This is a genomic window from Parabacteroides sp. MSK.9.14 (assembly GCF_019041495.1).
GTDB lineage: Bacteria > Bacteroidota > Bacteroidia > Bacteroidales > Tannerellaceae > Parabacteroides > Parabacteroides merdae.
In genome coordinates this window covers 40,627-53,383 of sequence record NZ_JAHPXO010000025.1, presented here as the reverse complement: position 1 = coordinate 53,383, position 12,757 = coordinate 40,627, and the positions used below count along the sequence as shown (strand labels likewise).

Here is a 12,757-nt window from a genome sequence, read left to right as displayed (position 1 = left end):
TGGATATGAAATTGGAAATTGTATCACCGGACGGCATTCTTTTCGAAGGCGAAGCAGAGCGTGTTTCCTTTCCGGGCATGGTCGGTTCATTTGATATCCTCCCCCATCATGCCCCGCTAATAGCCGCCCTCCGACAGGGAGCCATCCAATATGAACACGATGGCAAAAAAGGCGAACAGGCTATCAAGAGCGGATTCGTAGAGGTTAAGGATGATTACATATCTGTTTGCATCGAATAAATAAAAGTATATACGACGACATGACTGGATGGTTAAAATTAAAGCTGATGGGATTGATTACATTTATCAATGCAGCCATCGGTGTGACGTTAGGAGGATTATTATACACGATCTGGCCGGATCATTATTTCAAATGGTATCCTTCCATTCCGATCTTTTACTGGGTGATGGCAATTGTGATGACCTATATACTTGACCGGAAGAAAAGAAAAAACGGCGATGTGACGATTACCGCTTTCATGGTAGTCCGTTTCTGCAAGTTCACCCTTGCCGTTGTTTTCCTGTGGCTTTATGCCGCACTGGTCAGAGAAAATTTGAGAATGTTCGGCTTCACCCTGATGCTTTTCTATTTTATCTATTTGGGATTGGAAACGTATACGGTTTATCTGTTCGAGAAGAAAAGAATGAAAAGAGAGAAAAAGGAAAATGATGAACAATATCAAAAATAACAGGTTGATATGGATAGTATTGCTGATGTGGCTCTGTTTTCTGGCCCCGGCTCATGCTGATTCCCAAAAGGAAGGCATCGATGTCCAGGATATTGTCTTTTCGCATATCCAAGACGCTTACACCTGGCATATTACCGAATGGAACGGAAAGGAGATCGCCATCTCTCTGCCGATATTGGTCAAAAGTGAAGAGCGTGGATGGGACATGTTCCTCTCCCACCATTTACATCACGGCCAAGCGCATCACAACTATTATATCGCTACAGAAGGCGAACACGCCGGCAAGGTGGTGGAAAAGAACAGCCGCGGAGAAGAGGTGCGTCCGGTCGACTTGTCGCTGACCAAGAATGTTTGCGGCCTGTTCCTGAGTTGCGGCATCCTGCTGTTCGTAGTTCTACGGACCGCCCATTGGTACAAGAGACATCCGAACCAGGTTCCGAGCGGGTTTACCGGCCTGATGGAAATGATTATTTCCTACATACAGGACGGCGTCATCAAGGAGTCGATCGGCAAAGAAGAGTACAGGCCGTTTTCCTCTTATCTGCTGACGGTCTTCTTCTTTATCCTGATCAACAATCTGATCGGAATCATCCCGGTCTTTCCGGGAGGGGCCAACATCACCGGCAACATTGCGGTCACGGCCGTCTTGGCGGGATGTACGTTTATCGCTGTCAACCTGTTTGCGACAAAGGAATATTGGAAAGAGATATTTTGGCCCAAAGCGCCGATCTACCTGAAACTGCCGTTACCGATCATGCCCTTTGTCGAGTTTTTCGGCGTATTCACCAAGCCGTTTGCCTTGATGATCCGTCTGTTTGCCAATATCATGGCAGGACATACGATCATCCTCGCCCTCACCTGCCTGATCTTTATCACGGTATCGATGGGGTTGTTGGTGAATTTCGGAATGACGATCGTTTCGGTGCTGTTCTGCGCGTTCATGAACTGTCTGGAATTGCTGGTGGCTTGTCTGCAAGCATATATATTCACATTATTGTCAGCCAATTATATAGGTTTGGCTAAGGTTAAAGATTAAATATATTAGGTTACTAATTTAAAGTTTAAAGCACAATGTTATCGACTATTTTATTACAAGCAGCTGCCGGAATGGGCATAGCGAAGATGGGAGCAACAATCGGAGCGGGATTTGCCGCTATCGGTGCAGGTATAGGTATCGGTCTGATCGGAAAAGGAGCTGTCGAAGCAATCGGCCGCCAGCCTTCTGCAGCGGGCGAGATCCGTACCTCGATGTTGATCATGGGAGCTCTGGTTGAAGGTGTGGCGTTGTTTGCCATCGTGGTATGTTTCCTGGCTTTGTTCCAATAAAAAGTAACAGGTTATGTCATTATTAACACCGGATTCGGGACTTCTGTTCTGGATGATCGTTTCATTCGGGATTGTCTTTGTCATCCTTTCCAAATACGGATTTCCTGTCATCATCAAGGCAGTGGAACAACGGAAAGCCTACATCGACAACTCTCTTGAAACGGCTCGCCAGGCGAATGAACAGCTTGCCAATATCCAGGCCGAAGGGGCCCGGATACTTGCCGAAGCAAAGGAAAAACAGAATGCCATCCTGAAAGAAGCATTTGCCGAAAAGGAACAAATCATCGACGAAGCTCACCGGAAAGCTGCCGCCGAAACTCGTTTGCAGGTGGAAGAGGCAGCCCGACGTATCCGCGAAGAGAAGGAGAAAGCAATCCGCGAGGTCCGTTCCGAGATTGCCGACCTTTCGATCGCCATAGCAGAGAAGGTGATGAAAGAAAAGATCAGCCGCGACAAGGAACAACAACAAATCATCGACCGGCTGTTGGATGAGGTATCGTTTTGTAAATCGTAACGTATGGATATAGGAACAATCTCTTCCCGGTATGCGAAAGCCCTTTTCTCCTTAGCGAAGGAGAAAGGACTGGAAACGCGGGTATACGATGATATGAAGATGCTGGCAGACAGCTTCTCGCTCGAACCCGGACTGCGGGTCGCCCTTGGCAATCCGATCCTCCCGGCAGAGGAAAAGCTCAAGCTGCTGACAGCGGCAGGCGGCATAGAGGTCTCCGACTTGTATGAACGTTTCATGCACCTCGTACTGGAACATAAACGGGAAAGCCTCCTGCTCTTCATGGCGCATATCTATATCCACCTGTACCGGAAAGACAAACGCATCACCCGCGTGCAGTTCAGTACCGCAGTTCCGGTAAGCGAGGAGGTGAAAGTACATCTCCAGGACAAGCTGAAGGAAGAGACAGGCAGCACCATCGAATTCTCCGGCATTGTACAACCGGAACTGATCGGCGGTTTCCGCCTGCGTATCGGGAACTACCGGATAGATGCCAGCTATGCGACACAGCTACGGGATATCCGTAGCCGGTTACTCGAAAACAGATAAAAACAGAAAGAAGTATGACAGATCAGATAAAAGTGAGTGAAGTTTCCGCCATCCTGCGCCAGCAATTGGAAGGGATCAGTACCGGTATCCGGACGGAAGAAGTAGGTACGGTGCTCCAGGTGAGCGATGGCGTAGCCCGGATTTACGGTCTCGACAATGCCGAGGCTAACGAACTCCTGCAGTTCGACAACGGGATGGAAGCGATCGTGATGAACCTGGAAGAGGACAACGTGGGAGCTGTCCTGCTGGGACCAACAGACCAGGTAAAGGAAGGCGACATCGTCAAACGCACAGGACGTATTGCCTCCATCAATGTCAGCGAAGGTATGATCGGACGTGTGATCGACCCGCTCGGAAACCCTATCGACGGAAAAGGGGAAATCACGGGAGAGACCTGCGAGATGCCACTCGAACGCAAGGCGCCGGGGGTTATCTTCCGCCAGCCCGTCAATGAACCGTTACAGACCGGTATCAAGGCTGTCGATGCGATGATCCCGATCGGACGCGGACAGCGCGAACTGATCATCGGAGACCGCCAGACCGGAAAGACCTCCATCGCCATCGACACGATCATCAACCAACGCAGCAGCTACGAAGCCGGAAATCCGGTCTACTGCATCTATGTAGCAATCGGACAGAAGGGTTCTACCGTCGCCTCGCTTGTCAACACGTTGCAAGAAAAAGGCGCGATGGACTATACGATCGTTGTCAGCGCGACAGCATCCGATCCGGCAGCCATGCAATATTTCGCTCCTTTTGCGGGTGCCGCCATCGGTGAATATTTCCGAGACAGCGGACGTCATGCTTTAGTTGTCTACGACGACCTTTCGAAACAGGCAGTCGCCTATCGAGAGGTCTCCCTGATCCTGCGCCGTCCTTCCGGACGCGAGGCATATCCGGGAGATATCTTCTACCTGCATTCCCGTCTGCTCGAACGAGCTGCCAAGATCATCAATCAGCCCGAAGTGGCCCGGCAGATGAACGACCTGCCGGACAGCATGAAGGATAAGGTAAAAGGCGGCGGTTCCCTGACTGCCCTGCCGATCATCGAAACCCAGGCGGGTGACGTGTCAGCCTACATCCCGACGAACGTCATCTCCATTACCGACGGGCAGATCTTCCTCGAAACTGACCTCTTCAACCAAGGAAACCGTCCGGCTATCAACGTCGGTATCTCGGTATCTCGTGTAGGAGGTAACGCCCAGCTAAAAGCGATGAAGAAGGTGGCTGGAACGCTGAAGATCGACCAGGCACAGTTTCGCGAACTGGAATCATTCTCCAAATTCGGCGGAGAGATGGATGCTGTAACGGCTTTCACGATCGACAAAGGACAAAAGAACACGCAACTGCTGATACAGCCCCAATACAGCCCGATGCCTGTAGAAGAGCAGATCGCCATCCTCTACTGCGGTACACAGGGATTGCTGAAAGGAGTCCCGTTGGATAAAGTGCACGACTTCGAAAAGGAATTCCTGCACGAACTGCATACATCACACCAGCACGACGTACTGGACATCCTGAAAACCGGAACCATCAACGACGATATCCGGAAGAAACTGGAAGAAACAGCAAAACAACTGACAATGAACAATTGACAATGGACAATTACAACAAGCGACACCTAATTGTCAATTAAAAAAAGGGATTATGGCATCATTAAAAGAAATAAAAGTTCGGATCGCGTCTATCCGGAGTACGCAAAAGATCACCGCAGCCATGAAAATGGTATCTTCAGCGAAACTCCATCATACCCAGACGCAAACCGCACACACACTCCTTTATGCAAACAAACTTTCCGCCATCTTAAACGGTCTTTTAGATGCGGAATGCGATCTGGAATCACCTTACACTGAAAAGCGTGAGGTGAAACAGGTCGCTATCGCCGTTTTCTCATCCAGCAGCGGACTATGCGGCACGTTCAATGCCAACGTATGGAAAGAGCTATCTGCCCGTTTGCACGAATTAGAAGCACAACACACCGCCGTCTGCCTCTACCCCATCGGGAAAAAGATTGCCGACGAATTGCACAAGGCTGGCTATACGACTGAAGACGATTTCCTGCATTTAGGAGAGAAACCTTCGTACGAAGAGGCTGTCCGCCTCGCCGGAAAACTGATGGAGATCTTTTCTTCGGGTAAGGCCGATCGAGTGGAGCTGCTTTACCATCATTTCAAGAATATGGCCACACAGGTATTGACCCATAAAGTCTATCTGCCGGTCACCCTGCCACAGGCCTCGGTTGAAAACACCGTCCCGACAACCGATTACATCCTGGAACCGTCGCCGGAAAGCCTTCAGGCATTGCTTTTTCCGAAGCTGCTCAACTTAACGATTTACACGACATTACTCGACACAACGACATCCGAGCATGCCGCCCGCATGATGGCGATGCAAACGGCCAACGACAATGCCAACGACCTGATCCAGGAATTGACCTTGCAATATAACAAAACCCGCCAGCAGGCTATCACCAACGAGCTGTTGGATATTATGGGAGGACAGTAAAAAAACATCCGGCTATGCGCTTAAAAGACACGAAACTCCGGCGAATCACTTCGACGGAGCTTCTTACTTTAATTACTATTGAACAATATTCTAACAACGAATAACAATACTATTTATGTATAGAAAAATAAGTAGCAGCAAAGTCGCCTGACAATAAATCAATATTGCCGGAAAACTTTGTGCCACAACACAAGCAAAGTTTTTCCATCTTTTTACTATTTATGAAGTTAGAAACATTTTCGAACCATTCTCCTAACCCACGAGGAAAGAATAGCCTTTAATGAACGGCAGGTCTTCTGACTGACTCCCATCCCGAAGCCTTCCCGGTTTATAACCATAAGCCAGTGGCAAAAGTAGTTTTCAGGATGTTGAAACGGAGCTTCACAGCAGCGGGACTGTCCGGGATTTTCACCCGATTCCCTTTTAATCCGTATCATCTGATTTGATCATACGAAACCGATCCGAAGACAAAATTAGACAAAAAAAGCATAGCGTGTATCTCTTTTCCAAGTTATTTTTTCACGTTAACACTTCCTTCAGAAGTTTTCCACATTATACACGAAAAGTTGAAAAAGATATACACTTTTGGACAACATTAAAACATGATAGTCATTTAAAGTTTTCCAATTACTCAAAATTTATAATTGTATATCAGCAAATTGACATATTTTAACCACATAAAAGTTTTCCAAAAAGTTTACCATATTGTTATACTATATACTTTTGCAACTACAAAATTCACAAACCTCAATAATAAATTTATCATGATTCAGACAGTTATTAAACGTGATGGACGTATCGTTGGATTCAACGAAGAAAAGATAGCAACAGCTATCCGCAAAGCGATGTTGCACACAGAAAACGGGGAAGACCGGGAGCTGGTTCGCCAGATCACGGATCATATTTCTTTCAAAGGCGACTCGCAAATGACTGTCGAAGCCATCCAAGACGCTGTCGAGTTGGAACTGATGAACAGTAGCCGCAAAGACGTTGCACAAAAATACATAGCTTACCGTAACCAGCGCAGTATCGCCCGCAAAGCCAAGACACGCGATATGTTCCTGGAGATCATCAATATCAAATCCAACGACATCACCCGCGAGAATGCCAATATGAATGCTGACACGCCCGCCGGCATGATGATGAAGTTCTCCAGCGAAACGACCAAGCCGTTCGTCGACGATTACTTGTTGAGCGAAGAGGTCAAGGAGGCGGTAGAAAACAACTATCTGCATATCCATGATAAAGACTATTATCCGACCAAGAGCCTCACATGCGTACAACATCCGTTGGACCACATCCTGAAATACGGTTTTTCAGCCGGACATGGCGAATCACGCCCGGCAAAGCGTATCGAAACAGCCAGTATTTTAGGCTGTATCTCGCTCGAAACAGCCCAGAACGAAATGCATGGTGGTCAGGCGATCCCGGCATTCGATTTCTATCTGGCTCCTTACGTGCGCAATAGTTTTATCGAAGAAATCAAGAACCTAGAAGAACTGAACGGACAGAATTATTCACATCTCTACCAGCAGAAACTGGATGACTATGTGAATCGTCCGCTCGAAGGATTGAGTGGCGATGAACGTATCATCCAACATGCCGTCAATAAAACTGTCAGCCGCGTGCATCAATCGATGGAAGCCTTTATCCACAATATGAACACCATCCATTCTCGTGGAGGCAACCAAGTAGTATTCAGTTCCATCAATTACGGAACGGACACTTCTGCCGAAGGACGCTGTATCATTCGCGAGATATTGAAAAGCACATATCGCGGAGTCGGCAATGGCGAAACGGCCATCTTCCCGATTCAGATATGGAAAAAGAAACGCGGGGTAAGCTATCTGCCGGAAGACCGTAACTACGACCTTTACCAGCTTGCCTGCAAGGTTACAGCTCGCCGTTTCTTCCCGAACTTCCTCAACCTCGACGCGACATTCAACCAGAGCGAAGACTGGCGTGCCGATGATCCGCAACGTTATATGCACGAAGTTGCGACCATGGGATGCCGCACGCGTGTATTCGAGAACCGCTTCGGTCCGAAAACATCTATCGGCCGCGGTAACCTCTCTTTCTCGACAATCAATATCGTACGCCTCGCTATCGAATGCATGCACATTGAAAACAAGGAAGAACGGATCGCCCAATTCTTTGCCAAGCTCGACCACATGCTGGATATAACCGCCCGCCAACTACACGAGCGCATGGAATTCCAAAAAACGGCATATGCCAAACAGTTCCCGTTGCTGATGTCATCTCTTTGGCTGGGTAGCGAGAAATTGAAACCGAACGACACGATCGCACCCGTTATCAATCAGGGTACATTGGGGATCGGTTTTATCGGCCTGGCAGAATGCCTGGTCGCCCTCACCGGCAAACACCACGGCGAAGATGCGGCTTCGCAGGAGTTAGGCCTGAAGATCGTCAGCTATATCCGTAACAGGGCCAATCAGTTTTCAGAGGAATACCAGCATAATTACAGCGTACTGGCAACACCGGCCGAAGGCTTGTCGGGCAAATTTACCCGTCGTGACCGTAAGAAATTCGGTTCGTTGCCCGGTATCACGGACCGCGACTACTATACAAACTCCAACCATGTACCCGTTTATTACAAATGTAGCGCCCGCCACAAGGCAGAAGTGGAGGCTCCCTATCACGAGATGACACGCGGAGGCCATATCTTCTATGTCGAAATGGATGGAGACGCGACCCATAACCCGGAAGTGATCATGCAAGTTGTCGATATGATGGACCGTTATAATATTGGCTACGGTTCCGTCAACCACAATCGTAACCGCTGCCTCGACTGCGGCTACGAAAATGCGGAAACCCATTTGGAGAAATGTCCGAAATGCGGCAGCACCCATCTCGACAAACTACAGCGCATCACCGGTTACCTGGTCGGTACGACAGATCGCTGGAACAAAGCGAAACTGGCAGAACTGAACGACAGGGTCGTCCATAATTAAAAATTGAAGATTGCGAGAGATATAAACAGTTATATTATAAACCAAGAATTGAAGCTTATAAGTCAAGCATTTTATTTTTCAATTCTTAATTTTCAAATTCCAAAGTGCTTTCCATCATTGATATCATAGAAGATACAACTGTCGACGGTCCGGGATTCCGGACCGCGATCTATGCGGCAGGTTGTCCGAACGCTTGTCCTGGCTGTCATAATCCCGAATCGTGGGACATAAAAAAGGGGAAACAAATATCGACGGAAGAGATTCTAACGAAGGTCTTGGCAGACGACTTTGCCAACGTGACCTTCAGCGGCGGCGACCCCATGTTCCAACCGGAAGGTTTCACCAAGCTGGCACAGGCGATCAAAGAAAAAAGCCGGAAAAACATCTGGTGTTATACCGGCTATACTTTCGAACGTCTTCTGGACAATCCGAAACAGGCAGAGCTGCTCAAATACATCGACGTCTTGGTAGATGGTAAATTCAAACAAGCCCTACGCGATGAAAGCCTTCTTTTCCGTGGCAGCAGCAACCAACGCCTGATCGATGTCAAAGCTTCCCTAAAAGCCAACAAGACTGTCTTGTTGGAACTGAATTATGATTTATGAATCTTTTATAACTCATAAATCATAATTCATGAATCTCCTTACCATTCAATGAACTTACCACGCTGCCTGCGTTTTTCAAGTTCTTCTTCAAGATAACGCTGGCGGTCTTTGGCAATGTAGCGACGAGCGAAGATATTCGGAACGGCAACACCTAAAGAGATACACAGGATAATTAAAGCCGAATTGATCCCGTTAGCAAAAGCATTGGTCACTTCACCAATCACCCCGTGCAGGTTGATAAAAGCAAACAACGAACGATACATCAGTACTCCCGGAATCATCGGGATAACAGACGGGATCGTTAACACATGATTGGGGACATCGAACCAATGAACCGCCTTTACCGCAATCAGACTCACGACAAAACTTCCCATAAACGAACCGATCACCGGACCATATCCCAACTCAAAATTCACAAAATTACGGGTACACACTGCAATGATCCCCCCTAAAGCCACAACCCACAACAAACGTCGCTGGATATTGAAAATCATTGAAAAACCCATCGCTGCAATAGCCGCTGCAATGGCATAAATATAATAAGGATCGTGCGGCACCATGCTCAATTCACTGAACTTATGGTCGATCTCTATATCGTTCATTACCAACACCCGCATGGCAAAAGCAATCCCGAACGTCATCGCTCCGACCATCATCATCGTATTGGCCGCCCGCGTAATCCCGACAAGCAAATGATTGTCAATCATGTCATCCACAAAATTGATTAACGGTACTCCCGGCACGATAAACAGAGCACAAGCCAGCAACGGATGGTAAGGCGTGGATGACAGCCCCGAAAAAGAAGAAGCATACGCCAGACAAGTCGCCACAAACGCCGCAATCGCAATACTCATATACACATTTATCCCGAACTCGATACAACGCGCTCGGACACGGAATCCGACAAATGCACAAATAGAAGCGAACAAAAACGCGATCCAGTCACAGCCGAACAACTTACAGAAACCGCCACAAGCAAACCCGGCACCGATTGCCACCAGGTAAGGCATATAGTTACGAGGTTTACGCGCAATCCGCTCAAGCTCTTCCTCATACTGGTCCAACGAATAGTCTTGTTCAATCGCCTTCCATGACAGATGGCTGACCTCCGTAATGGTCGTCATATTGATACCATGCTTCTCACACTTCTGAAATTTTGAAAAGGAATGTGTCTCGTCGCTCACATTCACCATAATCATCGTCCATCTGATATCCAGATGAAGCTTTTCTTCAGGAATCCCCATAAAAGCAGCCACACGCTTCATGTTCCGTTCGATGCGGTTCGTATCCGCGGCACTCTCCATCAGCAATTTTCCCGTACGGAGTAATAAGTCCAGTTTTCTCCGTAACAACAAAACCTCCCGGTCTGTCAAAGTCTCTTTTTCCATCCTTTTTGTCTTTTCTCTATTAAATGCGGGCACAAAAGTAAGAAGGCTGACTTTCACAAGCAAGCCTTCCTCTAATCAATTCTATTGATTCTGTCGAATGATTCTTTTGTTCACCATGTTAGTTATTTATAATTTTCAAATCGACGTCCTTGATTTACAAAGGCATATTGCCATGTTTCTTTGGCGGATTGCTCTGGCTCTTATTTTTTGCCATTTCAAGCGCCTGTATCAACTTGTAACGTGTCTGACGGGGCATGATGATCTCATCGATAAATCCTAATTCGGCTGCTCGATAAGGATTCGAGAACTGTTCATTGTATGCCTTCATAGCCTGTGCTTTTTCTTCTCCTTCCGCTTTCCGGTACAGGATATTGACAGCCCCTTCGGCTCCCATCACTGCGATTTCCGCCATCGGGTAAGCCAAGTTGATGTCGGCGCCGATCGGTTTGCTCGACATCACGATATAAGCGCCGCCGTAAGCTTTACGCGTAATCAACGTAATTTTGGGAACTGTCGCCTCGGCATAAGCGTAAACGATCTTCGCCCCGTGGCGGATAATCCCGTCATGCTCCTGCTGACAGCCGGGTAAAAAGCCGGGTACGTCCTCAAACGTCACCAACGGGATATTGAAGCAATCGCAAAAACGGATGAAACGAGCCGCCTTGTCCGAGGCATCGATATCCAGCACACCAGCTAGGAAAGCCGGCTGATTCGCCACAATACCAACCGACTGGCCACCCAGACGGGCAAAGCCGACCACCACATTCTTTGCAAAATGAGACATCACTTCGAAAAAATAATGATTGTCGACCACCGGCTCGATCACGTCCTTCATATCATACGGCACGTTCGGATCATCGGGAATCACCGTCTGTAACGTTTCCGTTTCACGACGGATATCGTCAGAACACGGGAGAGACGGCGCATCCTCCATATTGTTTGACGGCAGGAAGCTCAGCAGCTCGCGGATACTCATCAACGTTTCCTCCTCCGTATCGCACACGAAATGCGTCACGCCACTTTTACTGCTATGCACATAGGCGCCTCCCAATTCCTCTTTCTCCACCGTCTCATGCGTAACGGCCTTCACGACATCCGGTCCGGTTATGAACATATGGCTCTTCTCTTTCACCATAAAAATGAAATCGGTCAGTGCCGGCGAGTAACAAGCTCCACCGGCACAAGGACCGAGGATAGCCGAAATCTGGGGAACCACCCCGGAGGCCATCGTATTTTGATAGAAGATCGACGCATAACCTGCCAGGCTACCGACTCCTTCCTGGATACGCGCACCTCCCGAATCGTTCAATGCGATCACAGGCGCACCATTTTTCAGAGCTAGCGTCTGAACCTTTACGATCTTGGCGGCATTGGTCGAACTGAGCGTTCCTCCGTAAGCTGTAAAATCGTAGGCGTAGACAAAGACCTGACGACCTTCGATCTTACCATATCCAGAAACGACACCGTCTCCCGGAATCTTGTTTTTCTCCATGCCGAAATTCGTACATCGATGCGTCACGAACTTATCCAGTTCAACAAACGTACCTTTATCCAGCAACATATCAATACGTTCACGGGCTGTCATACGCCCCGCCTCATGTTGCTTATCGATACGAACTACGCCGCCACCCAGAGCAGCCACTTTATCTAGTTCTTCAAACTTCTTATATATCTCTTCTTTCTGCATTTCCTTCCTGATTAATTACTTCCAATGTCATCAACACCTGATTCACGTTTACCGTGTCTCCTTCCTTCACCAGGATTTCACGTACCCGACAATCAGAGCTGACCTTATAGTTGCTCTGCATCTTCATGGCTTCGAGCACCACCACGATATCCCCGGCAGACAGAAGGTCTCCTTCGTTCACAGGAATCTTCATGACCTTTCCGGGCATCGGCGATACAACCTTGTCGCCCTGCTTCTCTTCGCTGTTCTTGCGCATACGTAGATATTTGGCCTGCGAATCGATTATGTCGACCGAATAAGAGGAGAAAAGCGTGTTGACCTGATAGTTCTTTCCTCCTCCCGAACGGATCAGCTCGGCATTGTAAGAATGTCCGTCATGCAAGATCGAACAAGCCCCGTTCTCAGCCATCACGATATCCACCTCGTAGGGTTGTCCGTCTATGTCGAGCCGCACCTTGTTTCCATCCTTTCCAAGCAGCTCCACATCAGCCACCCGGTTTCCAATATGTATTTCCATTATAAACAA

13 protein-coding genes and 1 riboswitch are annotated in these 12,757 nt (G+C 48.1%); of the genes, 10 read left to right on the top strand and 3 right to left on the bottom strand.

Annotated elements, in window-relative coordinates:
• Positions 1-5: 5 nt before the first annotated feature.
• From KTG12_RS13840 to nrdG, 10 genes are all read left to right on the top strand, one after another.
• Positions 6-239 (top strand): F0F1 ATP synthase subunit epsilon, encoded by a 234-nt coding sequence (locus tag KTG12_RS13840; protein ID WP_138273133.1) that lies wholly within the window; start codon positions 6-8, stop codon positions 237-239.
• 20 nt (positions 240-259) lie between these two features.
• Positions 260-688: a hypothetical protein gene (locus KTG12_RS13835; RefSeq protein ID WP_005633048.1), complete on the top strand. Its 429-nt coding sequence runs from the start codon at positions 260-262 to the stop codon at positions 686-688.
• Positions 666-1,724, top strand: coding sequence for a F0F1 ATP synthase subunit A (gene atpB / locus KTG12_RS13830; RefSeq protein ID WP_138273132.1), 1,059 nt, complete (start codon positions 666-668; stop codon positions 1,722-1,724). The genes KTG12_RS13835 and atpB overlap by 23 nt, the downstream gene beginning before the upstream one ends.
• A gap of 35 nt (positions 1,725-1,759) precedes the next feature.
• Entirely contained in the window at positions 1,760-2,014 is a 255-nt protein-coding gene (gene atpE, locus KTG12_RS13825) for an ATP synthase F0 subunit C (protein ID WP_005633044.1), read from the top strand.
• A 13-nt stretch (positions 2,015-2,027) separates the two neighbouring features.
• Positions 2,028-2,528: a F0F1 ATP synthase subunit B gene (atpF, locus tag KTG12_RS13820; protein ID WP_005633036.1), complete on the top strand. Its 501-nt coding sequence runs from the start codon at positions 2,028-2,030 to the stop codon at positions 2,526-2,528.
• Between the two features lie 3 nt (positions 2,529-2,531).
• Complete coding sequence (locus KTG12_RS13815) at positions 2,532-3,074, top strand: F0F1 ATP synthase subunit delta (protein WP_138273131.1); 543 nt, start codon at positions 2,532-2,534, stop codon at positions 3,072-3,074.
• 14 nt (positions 3,075-3,088) lie between these two features.
• A complete protein-coding gene (gene atpA / locus KTG12_RS13810; RefSeq protein ID WP_122204886.1) occupies positions 3,089-4,669 on the top strand; it encodes a F0F1 ATP synthase subunit alpha in 1,581 nt (526 codons plus the stop codon).
• 52 nt (positions 4,670-4,721) lie between these two features.
• Entirely contained in the window at positions 4,722-5,579 is an 858-nt protein-coding gene (locus KTG12_RS13805; protein ID WP_022321389.1) for a F0F1 ATP synthase subunit gamma, read from the top strand.
• Between the two features lie 268 nt (positions 5,580-5,847).
• Positions 5,848-6,055: riboswitch (cobalamin riboswitch) on the bottom strand.
• A gap of 288 nt (positions 6,056-6,343) precedes the next feature.
• On the top strand, positions 6,344-8,551 hold the full coding sequence (locus tag KTG12_RS13800; RefSeq protein ID WP_046452522.1) for an anaerobic ribonucleoside triphosphate reductase: 2,208 nt from the start codon (positions 6,344-6,346) through the stop codon (positions 8,549-8,551).
• A gap of 104 nt (positions 8,552-8,655) precedes the next feature.
• Positions 8,656-9,156 carry an anaerobic ribonucleoside-triphosphate reductase activating protein gene (gene nrdG, locus KTG12_RS13795; RefSeq protein WP_005633029.1) on the top strand — a complete coding sequence of 167 codons (501 nt, stop codon included), beginning with the start codon at positions 8,656-8,658 and terminating at the stop codon, positions 9,154-9,156.
• 38 nt (positions 9,157-9,194) lie between these two features.
• Here the strand turns inward: nrdG and KTG12_RS13790 are convergent, their stop codons facing one another.
• The 3 genes from KTG12_RS13790 to KTG12_RS13780 all read right to left on the bottom strand — a co-directional run bounded on the left by KTG12_RS13790 (position 9,195) and on the right by KTG12_RS13780 (position 12,748).
• Positions 9,195-10,544: a threonine/serine exporter ThrE family protein gene (locus KTG12_RS13790; protein ID WP_005646742.1), complete on the bottom strand. Its 1,350-nt coding sequence runs from the start codon at positions 10,542-10,544 to the stop codon at positions 9,195-9,197.
• Positions 10,545-10,698: 154 nt separating this feature from the next.
• Complete coding sequence (locus KTG12_RS13785; RefSeq protein ID WP_005633024.1) at positions 10,699-12,231, bottom strand: acyl-CoA carboxylase subunit beta; 1,533 nt, start codon at positions 12,229-12,231, stop codon at positions 10,699-10,701.
• Positions 12,209-12,748, bottom strand: coding sequence for a biotin/lipoyl-containing protein (locus KTG12_RS13780; protein WP_005646738.1), 540 nt, complete (start codon positions 12,746-12,748; stop codon positions 12,209-12,211). The genes KTG12_RS13785 and KTG12_RS13780 overlap by 23 nt, the downstream gene beginning before the upstream one ends.
• Positions 12,749-12,757: the final 9 nt, after the last annotated feature.